This is a genomic window from Desulfonema magnum (assembly GCF_017377395.1).
In the GTDB taxonomy this organism is placed as follows: Bacteria; Desulfobacterota; Desulfobacteria; order Desulfobacterales; family 4be13; genus Desulfonema_C; species Desulfonema_C magnum.
In genome coordinates this window covers 5,343,229-5,357,250 of record NZ_CP061800.1, presented here as the reverse complement: position 1 = coordinate 5,357,250, position 14,022 = coordinate 5,343,229, and the positions used below count along the sequence as shown (strand labels likewise).

Annotated in this window: 16 protein-coding genes; 13 read left to right on the top strand and 3 right to left on the bottom strand. The window is 44.3% G+C overall.

All coding sequences use genetic code 11. The features are described from left to right. The first annotated feature begins 233 nt into the window (after positions 1-233). From dnm_RS20515 to dnm_RS20505, 3 genes are all read left to right on the top strand, one after another. Complete coding sequence (locus dnm_RS20515; RefSeq protein WP_207678766.1) at positions 234-824, top strand: RNA polymerase sigma factor; 591 nt, start codon at positions 234-236, stop codon at positions 822-824. Further along, on the top strand, positions 821-1,363 hold the full coding sequence (locus dnm_RS20510; protein WP_207678765.1) for a hypothetical protein: 543 nt from the start codon (positions 821-823) through the stop codon (positions 1,361-1,363). Before dnm_RS20515 ends, dnm_RS20510 begins: the two co-directional genes overlap by 4 nt. A gap of 320 nt (positions 1,364-1,683) precedes the next feature. Then, positions 1,684-2,217, top strand: a complete 534-nt coding sequence (locus dnm_RS20505; RefSeq protein ID WP_207678764.1) for a hypothetical protein — start codon at positions 1,684-1,686, stop codon at positions 2,215-2,217. A 73-nt stretch (positions 2,218-2,290) separates the two neighbouring features. Here dnm_RS20505 and dnm_RS20500 read toward each other — a convergent pair whose 3' ends face one another. From dnm_RS20500 to dnm_RS20490, 3 genes are all read right to left on the bottom strand, one after another. Continuing rightward, positions 2,291-4,141 carry an acyl-CoA dehydrogenase gene (locus dnm_RS20500; RefSeq protein WP_207678763.1) on the bottom strand — a complete coding sequence of 617 codons (1,851 nt, stop codon included), beginning with the start codon at positions 4,139-4,141 and terminating at the stop codon, positions 2,291-2,293. 218 nt (positions 4,142-4,359) lie between these two features. Further along, the gene (gene ispH, locus dnm_RS20495; RefSeq protein WP_207678762.1) at positions 4,360-6,099 is read right to left on the bottom strand and encodes a 4-hydroxy-3-methylbut-2-enyl diphosphate reductase; all 1,740 of its coding nucleotides are present in this window, start codon (positions 6,097-6,099) and stop codon (positions 4,360-4,362) included. A gap of 146 nt (positions 6,100-6,245) precedes the next feature. Continuing rightward, positions 6,246-7,115 carry a radical SAM protein gene (locus dnm_RS20490; RefSeq protein ID WP_207678761.1) on the bottom strand — a complete coding sequence of 290 codons (870 nt, stop codon included), beginning with the start codon at positions 7,113-7,115 and terminating at the stop codon, positions 6,246-6,248. 771 nt (positions 7,116-7,886) lie between these two features. On the opposite strand from dnm_RS20490, the gene dnm_RS20485 reads away from it, so the two are divergent. The 10 genes from dnm_RS20485 to dnm_RS20440 all read left to right on the top strand — a co-directional run bounded on the left by dnm_RS20485 (position 7,887) and on the right by dnm_RS20440 (position 13,816). Beyond that, a complete protein-coding gene (locus dnm_RS20485) occupies positions 7,887-8,858 on the top strand; it encodes a CheR family methyltransferase (protein ID WP_246556047.1) in 972 nt (323 codons plus the stop codon). 72 nt (positions 8,859-8,930) lie between these two features. Continuing rightward, a complete protein-coding gene (locus tag dnm_RS20480) occupies positions 8,931-10,013 on the top strand; it encodes a protein-glutamate methylesterase/protein-glutamine glutaminase (protein ID WP_207678760.1) in 1,083 nt (360 codons plus the stop codon). 181 nt (positions 10,014-10,194) lie between these two features. Further along, positions 10,195-10,491 (top strand): STAS domain-containing protein, encoded by a 297-nt coding sequence (locus tag dnm_RS20475; RefSeq protein ID WP_207678759.1) that lies wholly within the window; start codon positions 10,195-10,197, stop codon positions 10,489-10,491. A gap of 332 nt (positions 10,492-10,823) precedes the next feature. After that, on the top strand, positions 10,824-11,012 hold the full coding sequence (locus tag dnm_RS20470; protein ID WP_207678758.1) for a hypothetical protein: 189 nt from the start codon (positions 10,824-10,826) through the stop codon (positions 11,010-11,012). Next, positions 11,005-11,214, top strand: coding sequence for a hypothetical protein (locus dnm_RS20465; RefSeq protein ID WP_207678757.1), 210 nt, complete (start codon positions 11,005-11,007; stop codon positions 11,212-11,214). The genes dnm_RS20470 and dnm_RS20465 overlap by 8 nt, the downstream gene beginning before the upstream one ends. Positions 11,215-11,259: 45 nt before the next feature. Then, positions 11,260-11,553, top strand: coding sequence for a hypothetical protein (locus dnm_RS20460; RefSeq protein WP_207678756.1), 294 nt, complete (start codon positions 11,260-11,262; stop codon positions 11,551-11,553). Between the two features lie 196 nt (positions 11,554-11,749). Next, positions 11,750-12,082 carry a hypothetical protein gene (locus dnm_RS20455; protein ID WP_207678755.1) on the top strand — a complete coding sequence of 111 codons (333 nt, stop codon included), beginning with the start codon at positions 11,750-11,752 and terminating at the stop codon, positions 12,080-12,082. Positions 12,083-12,096: 14 nt separating this feature from the next. Beyond that, entirely contained in the window at positions 12,097-12,657 is a 561-nt protein-coding gene (locus dnm_RS20450; RefSeq protein WP_207678754.1) for a hypothetical protein, read from the top strand. A gap of 107 nt (positions 12,658-12,764) precedes the next feature. Next, the gene (locus dnm_RS20445) at positions 12,765-13,151 is read left to right on the top strand and encodes a hypothetical protein (protein WP_207678753.1); all 387 of its coding nucleotides are present in this window, start codon (positions 12,765-12,767) and stop codon (positions 13,149-13,151) included. 146 nt (positions 13,152-13,297) lie between these two features. After that, the gene (locus tag dnm_RS20440) at positions 13,298-13,816 is read left to right on the top strand and encodes a chemotaxis protein CheW (RefSeq protein ID WP_246556045.1); all 519 of its coding nucleotides are present in this window, start codon (positions 13,298-13,300) and stop codon (positions 13,814-13,816) included. The last annotated feature ends 206 nt before the right edge of the window (positions 13,817-14,022 follow it).

Below are 14,022 nucleotides of genomic sequence, written 5' to 3'. Positions count from 1 at the left end.
GGAATAATTTTGTATCATTGTAAACAAAATCACAGGAACATTCGTCATATAAGTCAAAACAGTCATAAAAAAGGAGGTTCGGGGATATGGTCGGAAAAAATTGGCAAGGCTCCGTTTCTTTTGGATGCGGCTTCGGTTTTCAGAAATAAAATCCGGGAGATAAGCGGAAATAGCGCATTTGATAATGTCTCTGCCCGGAACGCCGAGATTAAAAGGGGGGGATTTCTGGTCTGATGGCAGATAGTAAATATCAGCAGGTTTCGGAACTGGTGGATAAAGCCAGACACGGAAACAGGAATTCAACGGATCAGCTGGTAATGCTTTTCCATGAGGATATTTTTCGTATGGTGTATTATCGAACCCGCTCACGCATGGACGCTGAGGACCTCACCCAGGAGATTTTTATGCAAATGATTAAAAGCCTGCCGGGCCTGAAAAAAACGAGCCGGTTCAAATCGTGGCTGTTTCGAATTGCTTTAAACCGTATCAAAGATTTTTATCGTAAAAAAAGCATTCTGAATTTTTTTGGAACAAGTACGGAAGTTGATGAGTCTTATCAGGAAATCAGTCAGAATGATGATGATCCCATAGACAAACTGATGCGAAAAGAATTCTGGGAACAGTTCCGTCAGTTTACAGAGGGGCTGCCGCGATGGGAACGGGAAGTGTTCATATTGCGATTTGCAGATCATTTGGGAATCAGGGAGATTGCCGAGACCCTGAAAAAAAATGAAAGCACGGTCAAGACCCATTTGTACAGAGCCTTGAAAAAATTCAGACAGACTCCCGGACTCCATGATCTTCTGAAAGGAGGTGTACCGTGAAATCTAAAACCATCCATTTGGATGAAGACCAGCTCATCTGGTCTGTTGTGGATGAAAATGACCTGGCCCCGGCCGTGCGAAATCACCTCTCCTCATGTCCCGTATGTCAGGAAAGAAAACGCCACTTTGAACAGGAATTGAATAACCTCGGGAACATGACAAAAGCATTTTCGCCTTTGCCCCGGGAAAAACCGGTACCTGTTGTTCAGATATTCCGCAACTGGCTGCGGCCGGCTTTTGTCTCGGGGTTCGCCCTTGTCCTGCTGATAATGGGAATCTGGTGGTCATCACCATTCCCTGTTTCTCAGGAAAACCGAATGACTCAGGCTGTCGGAGAAATGGAAGATGATTCACAACTTGTGGTTGAAATCCGTGTGGTGGAAGAATATGCTCTGCCTGATCTTTATATGGACATTGCCGGAGAATCTTATGGGTATTTTGGCGATGAATTTTTGGAGTTTGTTGTTCCGCTGGAAGAAAATCAGATTCGTTCCACAGGTTCGGCCCGTCCGGTCCGTCTGATACATTTAATTAGTTAAGCCAGAAAAGCGAGCTTTATGACATTCGTAAAAATAAATTATTAAGCCGTGATCCAATATCACAGATCAGTTCCTCCCTTTCGCTACAGGGATTTTGTATAAGAATAGGAATTCATAAGAAAAGGATAAAAAAATTTTCTTAGTATAAATCCTCTTCTTATACAAAATTCCTGTAGCGGGATCCGGAAGATCAGTCTCCCGGCTGAAAGCGAAAGTATGCTGAATCGCTTGCTGATTTCGGGACCGGACAGCGCCTGATAATTGTTTCTGACGAATCAGAACCAAACTTAACATGAACAGGGAACTAAAAGGAGACAGGAATGAAAAAAATAGTATGTTTTATACTGATTTGCTTTTTTACGGTCGGTATAAGTCTGGCACAGGCATCTGATTATATGATGAGATCCGGTTCTGCCATGGGAGGGCTGACAATACCCGGTGGTAAATGGTGGCGAATGCCGAAAATGGCCAAGGAGCTTGCTCTGAGCAGTGTGGAACAGGCCAGGCTTGACAAGTTGTTCATGGAAAACCGTCGGAAGATGATTGATTTGAAAAGCACCGTGTCAAAAGAAAAGCTTGAACTGGAAGAAATTCTTGATAAAAAGAATATTAATGAATCCGGCTGCATGAGCCGGTTTCTGAAACTTCAGGACGCTAACAAAAACCTCGCGGCCGAACGTTTCAAATATCTGCTTGAGGTACGCAAACTTCTGGGGATTGACCGTTATCAGAAACTTACAGCAATGTTTCAGGAGCGTCGGATGAATCGGATGAAGAGGATACAGGAAAGAAAGAAGAAGCCCATGAAAAGTGATAAAAAAGAAAAGGCTCATAAGAAAGAAAAGGCTGAATAGAAACGGTTTATACGGAAGTATCCTACACGATAAAGGGCAAAACCCGAAGCCGGCTTTGCCCTTTTTTTGAAAACTATCCTCCGAAAGAAACATCCGTAATATCTATGGCCCCGCTGTGTGTCTCAAGAATGACATCCATTTTTCCCATGGTAATGGGAAGAATATTATGGATAAAGAATTCCGCACTTTTCATCTGTCCCTCGTAAAAAGCGGCATTTTTATTCTTTTCTATTTCCTCCCGCCTTTCCCAGAAATCAGTGGCTCCCACCAGTTTTTCCAGTTTCGGAGCCGCTGTCACCGCACGCCATAGCAGCATCCACGTCATGGCAAGGTCTCCGCAGACTTCCATAAAAGGATATGCATAGGCAAACGCGTTCAGGGCCTTGAAAGACATGACCGTTTTTCTAAGATGGGCCCCCACCCGGGACAGCTTCTCTGCTGCTTTTTCCACTCTTGGCGCAAAGTCTTTCAGGCCGGATATCTCTTTGGCCGCGGCAATGGTTTTTCCCCCTTCTTCAAGAAGATCATTCATCGCGTTTCTCATTCTTAATTTTCTTCCCAGAAGGTCCATGGCCTGAATACCGTTGGCTCCTTCATAAATCATGGTAATCCGGCAGTCCCGGAGAAGCTGTTCCTGGGGAAAATCTCTGATATATCCGTATCCGCCATAGACCTGAAGGCCATAATTGCAGACATCAAAAGCTCTGTCCGTGACATAGCCTTTGGCAATGGGCGTGAGGACTTCCACAAAGCCTTTATATTTGGCTTTTTCTTCCTCATTATCGCTGACTTTGGCCTTATCTGTACACAGGGCAACGTAATAGATAAGACTCCGCATTCCTTCCACGTAAGCCTTCATTGTTAAGAGCTGACGTCTTACATCAGGATGTTCGATAATGGGAACTGACGGCGCGTTGGGATCACTCATCTGCATAAGAACATTCTTTCCCTGTATTCGCGTTCTCGCGTAATTTACCGCGTTCATATAAGAAGCAGACGCACAGCTGAATCCCTGCATTCCCACAAGCAGACGGGCTTCGTTCATCATATGAAACATGGCGCTCATGCCCTTGTTTTCCTGACCCAGAAGCGTTCCCCTGCATTTTCCCTTTCCCCCGAGGGTGAGCGAACACGTCGCGTTCCCGTGGATTCCCATCTTTTCTTCAATACCGGTGCAAACCACATCATTGAATTCACCAAGACTTCCGTCATCATTCACCCATACTTTGGGAACAAGAAAGAGTGAAATGCCCCGGGTTCCCGGAGGTGCGCCTTGTATTCTGGCGAGAACAGGATGGATAATGTTTTCTGTCAGATCATTCTCTCCTCCGGAGATAAATATCTTATTTCCGGTGATGGAATATGTTCCGTCATCATTTTTTACGGCGGATGTGGTCAGCGCGCCCACATCCGACCCGGCCTGAGGCTCTGTGAGCAGCATGGTTCCGCCCCATTCGCCAGTGTACATTTTCCTGAGAAAAAGTGTTTTTTGTTTTTCTGTTCCGAATATTCTGATGAGATTTCCGGCACCGAGAGTCAGCCCCGGGTATATCATAAACGCATGATTCGAGCCGTTAAAATAGTCAGAAGCCGCCATCGCTGCAATTGTCGGCATTCCCTGCCCTCCCCACTCAGGAGGTTCGGTCATGGCATTCCATTCGCCTTCTCTGAACAGCTTGTAAATTCTGTGAAAGCATTCTGGTACGGCCACCTTTCCGTTTTCAAACCTGCATCCTTCCTCGTCTCCGATTTTCTGGGTGGGAAGCATCTCCTTAATTGCCAGGTTGCGTGCTTCGGTGACAATCATATCCACTGTTTTTTTGTTAAATTCGGAAAATTTCCGGTGTCTGCTCAGTTCCTCAGCCTTCATTTGTTCATGAAGGACAAAATCAATATCTCTCCGATCTGCAATGACCTGTGCCATAATTTCATTCCTCCTTGTCAGTGGGCAACCCCTCATATTAACAGCCCGAATTCATAACCAATACCCAATCTTTCCCTGAGCTTGTCGAAGGGGTGGGGCAATCGGAGCTGGCACAGAAAGCGGACAGAAAATGTAGGGTGCCCCACCGTCTGTCAGCTGTCGGTGGGTTGCGCTTCGCTCCACCCACCCTACATCTCTAAATTGTTTTACGGTTCTGCTTACTGATAACCGATAACTGATAACTGAATAAACGTGATGATGCCTGCCAGAACAAAATGAGTTTCAACCAGAAACTCGAGCCGAATACCGGGAAGCATATATCCTCGTTCATGGGCTGAGACAATTAGATACATGAAAATGGGACAGATTGCAAGCGTAAAACCAAGGCGTGAGATGATGTGAAATGCACTTGAAAAAATTAAAATAAGCGTGATTATCATCAACACAGACTTTAAAAGACCAAGGGTTCGTTTTTCTCCCAGCAATATGGGAATGGTATCTTTCCCTACGACCCGGTCTCCCTGCATGTCAAGAATGTCGAAAAACGCGCTTCTCACAAAAACCATTCCTGTGGCCCATGTAAATACCAATATCGTGCCAAGGTCTATCTCACCGGATACAGACAAAGAGGGAAAGACCGAAGTGACAATCCCCCATGCCACGGCAATCAGAACGGTCTTTGATCCGGGAATATCCCGTATTCTCCGGTAGTTTCCATCAGAAATCTTTTCCGGTATCAGGGTCAGATTATAGGAAAGCCCCATGACACTCATGAAAAGAAGGATCAGAAAAGGAAACACACCCATGAAACATGCTTTTATGAGACCGGCCGCCCCGGCGAGAAAAGCGAGGATCGCAAGGGGCCATTTATATTTGCTGTAAAAAAAAGCTCTCTCAGGGTCATTGTAATGATCAGCCTCTCTGCCTGTGAGATTGTTAAAAATGTGCATGGCCTGAACATACAGCATGGCGATAAACACATAAGAATAATAATTCGGTATTCCAAGTAATTTGCTGCACGCGTAACACAGACATCCGGCCCCGAGAGACACATAAATATTTGTAAGAAGAAGCGTGCGGCGCAGGGCAAAAAAGAATCTGTGCCAGTGCTGGCCCTTGTTCAAAGGTAATGTCTCAAGGGCCCTGTAAATTCTTTTTATGATCCAGTTGGGGGTGGACGCACCGGCTGTTATGCCGATAGTCCGGACAGAGGCAATCGCTTTCATATCCAGTTCCGCCTCTGTTTCAATGTGATAAGCGGGTTTGCCGCTCAGTTGTGCTATCTCAGCAAGACGTTGTGTGTTTCCGCTGCTATGCCCCCCGACAACAATCATGCTGTCCACAGAGGCAGTGAGTTCTTTTACCTCGTTTTGTCTTTTTTCTGTGGAATCGCAAATGGTGTTAAAAATTTTATAATGAGGAAATTTTTGAAGACCCCATTTTTTTACAGACTCAAAAAAAACCGTATTCTGCGTGGTCTGGGCAACAATAATGGCTTTGTCAAAAGCCGGAAGCGCCTCAAGGTCTTTCAGGGTGCCGGCCACATGCCCTTTTTCCTCCGCATACCCCAGCAGACCGATAACTTCGGGGTGATCCCTGTCTCCGATAATGATGGTCTCATACCCCTGATTCGCATGTTTTTTTATGATGGTCTGGACCCTGATCACCCGGGGGCATGTGGCGTCAACAACCGTAAAGCCTGCTTTTCCGAGTTTGTCTTTTGCCTGCGGGGGAACCCCGTGCGCCCGAATCAGTACCGTGCCGTTCCCCTGATCCGGAATATCATTGATGACCGTTATTCCTTTTTCTTTCAAAAGGCCCAGCACCTGGGGATTGTGTATCAGAGGACCATATGTGAAGATAGGCGTTTCATGTTTGCGGGGCGCGTCCAGAACCATCTCAACAGCCCTGCGCACCCCCATGCAGAAGCCTGCGGTTTTCGCAATTAATATTTTCATAACAGAATTTCCAGTACAAGCGCAAAAAACCTGATTGAAAAAGACTTCCGAAGTTTAAAAAACTTGGGAAGTCTGAGCGATTTTCCATGGGTTCCCACACAGAAAGCGGGAATCTGAGGACAAGAAAGGACCGAAGCTATTCGCGGCTAAAGTGCCCTGAGCCATTCCGGTTTCAGAGCCACGCTGCCCTCAAGTGCTTGGTCAATCAGCTTTAATGTCTCTTCTTTGTCTCTGGGAAGTCTTGCCCTTATGGGCAGATAGTTTGAGGCATGATTGGCGTGGAAAAGCCCCCTTGACATATGGGTATGGGCAATCATGGTTCTGAGTTCCTGAAGCATTTCATCCGGTTCGATCAGTGTAAATTTTCCAGCTTCATAATCTTTGTGAAGGGGGGTTCCCGGAATCAGCATCAGACTCAGCGCGCCCGTATATTCGGGATCAATCGCGGAAAGGACCCTCCCGGTCTCCCTGGCATGTATCTGAGACCGTTCCCGTCCGGCAATTCCCAGCAATACCGTAATTGAGAGTTTTATGCCTGCTTCCCTTGCTTTTTTCCCCATCTGAATCATGGTTTCCGATGTTGCCCCTTTGTTGATATTTTTAAGTGTCACGTCGTCACCGGTTTCAAGACCCATGTAAGCAATTCCTATGCCATTATCTTTAAGCGTTCTGAGTTCGTCAACGGTTTTCATTTTCAGGCTTTTGGCATTGGCATACACGCCCACCCGTGTCACCCAGGGCAGTTGTTTTTTAATCTCTGTAAGAATATGCAGCAGTCTTTTCTGAGGAACAATCATGACATCCCCGTCACAGAGAAAGATCCGTCGCTGTTTTTTGCAATATTTTGCTGCAAAAGCAATATCCTGCATGATAATATCATCAGATTTGATACGGAAACGTTCTCCCATGAATGTTCCGCAAAATGTACATTTGTTGCGTGAGCATCCCACTGTGACTTGCAGCAGAATACTGTTTGCCTCGCTCGGAGGCCGAATGATATTTCCTTCGTAATGCATTAATATTTCTCCAAATTTATTTTTTGGCATTTGATACTTAACAATAGTTCGGACAGTTTTTGGAAATTAAAAATGTCCAAAACTTTAACCTGTTGAAATTATAAAATTTAAATTTTTTAGGAATAGAATATTCAAACTGAATAAAAACAATAGGTTATAAAAAATGTCCGAGGTATTGACTTAACTTGACGAACCAGAAACCAATATTTAATACTTATCGTAATCCAAAGGAGTGATGCAAGTTTTTTTCACGATAAAATTTCTCTTTTTTGAATTCAGAGCAAAATAAGGGCTGGTCTGGGGTGATGAAAATGTTTCCAAGGCTCTGAAAAAGCTGATCCCGTTTTTGTTCCCCTCATTTTTTAACTGCCTGATTTTTAAGTAATAAAAAATTTGCGGAATAAAAATGGGATCGCAATTGTCAGCCCGGTTTGTGACATTTTCATCACCCCAGGGCTGGTCCCTGTGTAATAATTGTTTATTTTTTTAAAAAATACAAAATCAGAAAATCAGAAAATCAGAAAGGTTCATGATCCCTCACCCGGTCTTCATGATCCAAAGGGCTGAAATGAAATTTCAGCACTCCGGAAAAAATACTGAAAAACCTTTGTCCGGGTACTGACTGATGTGAACTTTAAAGGTTGTCTGAGCAAAGGATATTCTTTAATTTCAGCGTGTATAAAATGCTTTACAATAATGCGTTTTCAATGCTATGGTTTATATGTGTTTTACAAACTTCCTTTAAAGATAAATTACAAAAGCATATCAGTAATGAGCCAAACCAGCATAGCAAAAGCGGAATGCGACATGAAAAATTCGAACTCGGATAATTCCGTATCGCGTCTGAATTCAGAAATTGTAAATCCAAATCCTCAGTTTCAATCCATGCCCGATAAAATTTTTTTTCGCTTCAGCGCGTTTATTCATAATGAACTGGGAATAAAAATGCCAGAAGTAAAAAAGACCATGTTACAGGCTCGTCTTCAGAAAAGACTCCGCAAACTGGGGATCACCACATTTGAAGAATATTATGATTATGTGTTCAGCCCCCGGGGAATAGAGAAAGAACTGCCGAATATGATTGATGTGGTCACAACGAATAAGACCGACTTCTTTCGGGAACCCCAGCATTTTGATTATCTGACTCAGACCGTATTGCCCTGGTTGATCAGAAGAAACCGCGCATTTTTAAAAACAGACGATGACCCGGTTTCCGCGCTGAGAAAAACAGCCATGATCTGGAGTGCGGGGTGTTCCAGCGGAGAAGAACCTTATACGTTGGCAATGGTTTTAAGTGATTTTGCATTCCGCTATCCCGGATTTACATATTCGATCCTTGCCACGGATATCTCCACAAAAGTTCTCAAAAAGGCAATTCTCGGCATATATGATCATGAGCGGGTGGAACCGGTTCCCCTCAGATTCAGAAAAAGATATCTTCTCAAGAGCAAAGATAAGACCAAAGATATTGTAAGGATCGTTCCCGAACTCAGAGCGGCTGTTAAATTTCGGCGCCTTAATCTTATGGAAAAATCTCTTTGTATCCGCGAGACAATGGACATCATCTTTTTCCGAAACGTTCTGATTTACTTTGACAGAACAACTCAGGAATCTGTGCTGAATCGCCTTTGTTATCACCTGAGGCCGGAAGGCTTCATGTTTATGGGACATTCCGAAACACTGAACAGCCTGGATGTGCCGCTGATTCCGGTGGCAACCGCTGTTTACCGAAAGATAGGATAACTCAGAAAGTGAGAACTGAGAAGTGAGACCGTCATTTTTTAATATTAATAAAATAAGAGGGTTGAGTTCTAAATGAAGACAAAGATAAAAGTGTTGATTGTGGATGATTCAGCGGTGGTCCGTCAGACCCTTAAAGCAATTTTATCGTCGGACCCCGCTATCGAAGTAATGGCCACGGCTCCGGATCCGATTATCGCAGCCAAGAAAATAATGAAGGAAGCCCCTGATGTTATTACGCTTGATGTGGAAATGCCCCGGATGGATGGTATCACTTTTCTTCAGAAAATCATGACGCAGCATCCGATGCCTGTGGTCATGTGTTCGGCCCTGACCGAGGAAGGATGTGAAACAACACTTAAAGCATTGGAATACGGGGCTGTTGAGATCATTAACAAACCCAGAATGGGGGTGAAAAAATTTCTTGAAGAATCACGAATAATCATTTGTGATGCTGTAAAAGCCGCTGCCCGGGCCCGTGTCAGACTGATTTCCAGAAGATTTTTCCCGAGACTGAACAGAGTAGAAAAAAAGCTTACCGCGGATGCAGTTCTTCCGCCGCCCACAGGCAGAGCCATGGCCCGGACAACGGAACGAGTGGTGGCGGTGGGTGCTTCCACCGGCGGGACCGAAGCCCTACGCCTTTTCCTGGAAAATCTTCCCCTTGACGCTCCTGGCATCGTCATTGTCCAACATATGCCGGAACATTTTACCCGGGCGTTTTCCGACCGGCTCAACACCATATGCCGTGTTGAGGTGAAAGAAGCTGCGAACGGAGACAGGGTGCTTCGGGGCAGAGCATTGATCGGACCGGGAAACCATCATATGCTTCTGAAACGGAGCGGTGCGCAATACTATGTCGAGGTTAAGGACGGTCCCCTGGTCTGCCGGCACCGGCCTTCTGTGGACGTGCTTTTTCGTTCTGCTGCAAGGTATGCGGGATCCAATGCCGTGGGTGTCATCATGACCGGCATGGGAGATGACGGAGCACAGGGAATGCTGGAGATGAAGCAGGCCGGTGCCGCAACCATTGCCCAGGATGAGGCAACCTCGGTGGTTTTTGGTATGCCCCATGAAGCCATTAAACGGGGCGCTGTGGACAAAGTGCTTCCTTTGCAGGCAATTTCCTCAGCGGTTTTACGGGAATGTCTGATATAAACGCTCATGAAAAAGCCGGGTTTTTCGCCCCCGGTTCTGAAAATATTTTCAGTGAAAACAGATAAAAAACCCGGCTTTTCAGAATGTATTTTCACGGTAAAAAATATCTGAGTGTTTGAAACAGCTTAAAATATCAGACATCGGATAATTCAACACTTAACGAGTTGAAAATAATATAACCATGACAATCACAAGAGAACATAAGTACGGAGAAACAGTTTTAAAGATAAAAGGGCCTTTGTCAGTGTACGAGGTGGCAGAGCTTCGCGATCAATTTCTTGAATGCCTTGAAACATATGACGGCCTGCGCCTTGATCTGAGTGAGGTGGACGAATGCGACACTGCCGGTGTCCAACTGTTGTATTCTGCCCGCATAACCGTCAGAGATACTGGTAAGTCTTTTGATATTTCGAATCCGTCCCCCTCAGTTATTAATGCCATGACTTTGGTGGGACTGAAACCCGAGGATATTCTGTGAAGAACAAACCCGGGAGATAAGTACCTAACCATAAATTTTCGGGTAATGTTCTAAAAGTGGAGCTGAACTTTTTAACCCTCTGAATCAATTTGGTAAATATCGGAACAAGTCCAGTTTTAGAACACCACCAATTTTCGATATCTGTCCGGGAAAGAAACCCGGCTTTTTTTCCGTGACAAGCCGCAGCCTGTGAGGGAAAAGCCGGGTTTCTCCGCCTTTTTTTGTTCTGTAAACAGCCAAACCATGATGAAACTGAAATCCTGAAAATCCCTGAATCAGTCGAATCAGAGGGCGACTGAGAATAAATTTTATCAGTTGAGAAAAAGGTTTTTATGCAGGAAATGAGAACTGACATACCTGTCAATGAGGTTGCCAGAATTATCATGGCAATGAACAGGCAGGAAATTGAGACTCTTGTCATGCTTCTGACAGAAGAGGGAAACGAGCTTTTGGAGCGGAAGCGGGATATTGAATCAGGGAAAGTGAAATTGTTGTTCGGAGAGGAAGTTTTCGATGTATGAAGACGAATATCATCCCGGAGTAAAAAAAGACCTGAAAAAACCTGATGTTCAGTTTCGTAAAAAAATTAGGGAAGAGCATATCCTGACGATTCTCTCCGAATCCGGTGCCGGGAAAGAGCTTACGGGAGATTTCTTCGGAATCCGTGCATATCACTTCAGGGCCGGCAGTCGCTGGTTGTGGTTGACAACTATTCAGAAATAATATATTTTCTGCTTAAAAAATTTTTACTATGATCAGGAGGTGGTTATGGATGAAAAACATATTATGGATGTAATGATATCCGGCGACCTGCCCAGTATTTATTTTAATGAGTTCGGAGTGGGGATATCAAAAAACGACGTTTTTATCCTGTTAAGAAGAAACGGAAAGGAAGAAGCCATACTAAATGCTTCTCATATCGCAGTAAAATCGCTTGCAAACGCACTTAATCAGGCGATCAGTGAATTTGAAGTGCAAACAAAACAGAAGATACTGATTTCGGATGAAATTGAAGAATTAATGGAGAACGAAACCGATGCAGACGATAAACAGATCGCGTGAGCCTCGCCAAAAAATTTTTCATATTGAGGGGGGTTCTCCGTTTCACTTATTCAAGTCTTCTGGTATGCCTGTTTCTCAAAAAAGTGATTGTTGGAGGACCACACATAATGTTGAGATATCTGATTTTAAAAGCCTCAAATCTGACGGGAACAAGCTTTTATTCGTATATGGCATAACAAAAAACAGATTTAGTGATTTGATCGGTCAGTTAAACAGTTATTTTTCGCTGCCGGATGATTGGGACGGTTATGAGGGGGTTGCTCCGAACAGACAGACGATTGATGATGCAATTCACCTGCTCCGTTTATTACCAAAGCATATTTCCGTCCCAAAGCCAACTCTGGGAAATTCTGGCACTGTCGGATTTTACTGGGAAAAAGGAAATTCTTATGCTGAAATATGCTTTGAAGGTGATGAAACCTTCTGGTATTACGCCAAAGATAGCAGTAACGAAATAGGAGAGGATATTGTATCTCTGAATACAGAAACACTTCCTGATGATCTGATTCTGTTTCTCAAACAATTTTAATGATTTCACAGCTTATGGACTGTAAGAAAATAGCATCTGAAAGTAGTAAATGTAAAGCGTATCGGTCGGAGGCTGAAGATTGTATTTGTGAAAAAGAATCTGTCAGTAAATATTCTCCATGTGCTGTTCAGGATAACGAAGATTTGATAAGGCAAATCTATTCACCAATTCATGTTGATGAGGACGGCAGATTAAAACCTCTTGCTTTTGAAGATGCGTCAAACCGTGGAATGTCAGTTAACAAAAAAAATTATATCTCAAAAGAGGAATTGGAAGGAAAGATATCCAAAAAGTTGAAAATTGATGAAAACAGAGGAAAGAAAAGAAGTTGCAAAGGTGTTGCCATAGCGAAATGTTCAGAAATAAGGGGATTGAAGCAGAAAGAGAAGGACTCAGAAACAAGGTTGTTCTGTATCTATGACACTGCTACAGACAAAGATAAATCTCATGCAGATATATGTCAGGCAATAAGTGGCAGAAAAGCAGGTAGTAAAGCCAGATACGAGTTACGAAAAGTTTTTTCAGAATTTCCTTTTGATCTGAAAAAATTATTTGACAAAGATTCAAAAAAATAAGTTGCCAATGTTTGTGTCAGGATAAATCCGCATAGATAGAAACGTAAGGCCGGAGGAAATTTAAATAAAACACGACTGCGGTAAACAAAACCTAAAAGACAAAACCAATGAATATCAGCGCATCCATTATTGACCAACGCTTGGCTTCAGTCGCTGATGCAATTCGGCAGCAGGCTGGTGAAGAACAGGGTATCACTGAAGCGAACAGGCTTAAGGCGTTTGTGTATCTGTGCGTCAAAATCATGCTGGATTTGGAAGATGCCGAAGCTTTTGACTGTCTCACCGAAGGCGGCGGGGAGTTCGGCGTGGATGCCATGCACATTTCCGAAGAATACGACGGCGAGTTCACCGTCAGTCTGTTCCAGGGAAAGTATAAAAACAGTCTGGAAGGCAATGCCAATTTTCCGGAAACCGGGGTGACAGCCCTGATCAATGCGATTAAATATTTGTTTGATCCCGCTGCCGAACTGCAACATACCGCCGTGGTGATTTGACAAAGAAGCTTCAGACGGGGAGAACTTCAGCCTCATCAGCGGCCTGACATTAAAGCTATTTCCATACCAGTTCGTAGTTCCGCCTTTAGGCGGTGTCACACCGCCTAAAGGCGGAACTACGAACTAAAAATTTTATTAGGGATGCAATGATGAATGAGAATCACATAACGGAACTCAGTCAGTATCTCACGTTTACGCTCGGGAGAGAAGAATTCGCGCTGGAAATCGCCAGGGTTCGTGAGGTCGTGGATTACACAAATATCACCAAAGTGCCTCGTATGCCGGAACACCTCTGCGGCGTGATCAACCTGCGGGGCAATGTGGTTTCCGTAATTGATCTGCGTCTGAAATTAGGCATGGCTGCCATTGAGAAAACCATGGACACCTGCATCGTGATCGCAGAAGTAAATATGGACGGAGAATTCCTTTCAATAGGTATTCTGGCGGATTCAGTTCAGGAAGTGGTTGATCTTGACCCTTCCCAAATCGAGCAGGCTCCGAAAATCGGAACAAAACTGAATACAGAATGTATTCAAGGTATTGGAAGATATGGTGATAACTTTATGATTATTCTTGATATAGACAGAGTCTTAGCTCATAATGAATTGGCAAAAGTTCATCATACCCCGGATGAAATTTTGCCAGATACCTCAGAAATTGCGTAAGAAAATTCCCTGATTATAACGGATTTTGGGGAGGCCGGTCCGCACCCTGAGCTTGTCGAAGGGGGGCGGCTCGTTTCGACAAGCTCAACGACCGGTCCGGGCGGTTTCGGGCGGTTTCGCTACCGGTTTCCGTTTACCCGCCCCGGGCCTGTCCGATGAGATATTTCGGAGCATCCGAAACATACGTCTTTTTTCCGTGTATTCGG

What these genes read in the sequence shown, in the direction of transcription:
- dnm_RS20515 (WP_207678766.1), top strand. Translation starts at nt 234, where the DNA reads ATGGCAGATAGTAAATATCAGCAGGTTTCGGAACTGGTGGATAAAGCC.
- dnm_RS20505 (WP_207678764.1), top strand. Translation starts at nt 1,684, where the DNA reads ATGAAAAAAATAGTATGTTTTATACTGATTTGCTTTTTTACGGTCGGT.
- dnm_RS20500 (WP_207678763.1), bottom strand. Translation starts at nt 4,141, where the DNA reads ATGGCACAGGTCATTGCAGATCGGAGAGATATTGATTTTGTCCTTCAT.
- ispH (WP_207678762.1), bottom strand. Translation starts at nt 6,099, where the DNA reads ATGAAAATATTAATTGCGAAAACCGCAGGCTTCTGCATGGGGGTGCGC.
- dnm_RS20490 (WP_207678761.1), bottom strand. Translation starts at nt 7,115, where the DNA reads ATGCATTACGAAGGAAATATCATTCGGCCTCCGAGCGAGGCAAACAGT.
- dnm_RS20485 (WP_246556047.1), top strand. Translation starts at nt 7,887, where the DNA reads ATGAGCCAAACCAGCATAGCAAAAGCGGAATGCGACATGAAAAATTCG.
- dnm_RS20480 (WP_207678760.1), top strand. Translation starts at nt 8,931, where the DNA reads ATGAAGACAAAGATAAAAGTGTTGATTGTGGATGATTCAGCGGTGGTC.
- dnm_RS20475 (WP_207678759.1), top strand. Translation starts at nt 10,195, where the DNA reads ATGACAATCACAAGAGAACATAAGTACGGAGAAACAGTTTTAAAGATA.
- dnm_RS20470 (WP_207678758.1), top strand. Translation starts at nt 10,824, where the DNA reads ATGCAGGAAATGAGAACTGACATACCTGTCAATGAGGTTGCCAGAATT.
- dnm_RS20465 (WP_207678757.1), top strand. Translation starts at nt 11,005, where the DNA reads ATGTATGAAGACGAATATCATCCCGGAGTAAAAAAAGACCTGAAAAAA.
- dnm_RS20460 (WP_207678756.1), top strand. Translation starts at nt 11,260, where the DNA reads ATGGATGAAAAACATATTATGGATGTAATGATATCCGGCGACCTGCCC.
- dnm_RS20450 (WP_207678754.1), top strand. Translation starts at nt 12,097, where the DNA reads ATGGACTGTAAGAAAATAGCATCTGAAAGTAGTAAATGTAAAGCGTAT.
- dnm_RS20445 (WP_207678753.1), top strand. Translation starts at nt 12,765, where the DNA reads ATGAATATCAGCGCATCCATTATTGACCAACGCTTGGCTTCAGTCGCT.
- dnm_RS20440 (WP_246556045.1), top strand. Translation starts at nt 13,298, where the DNA reads ATGATGAATGAGAATCACATAACGGAACTCAGTCAGTATCTCACGTTT.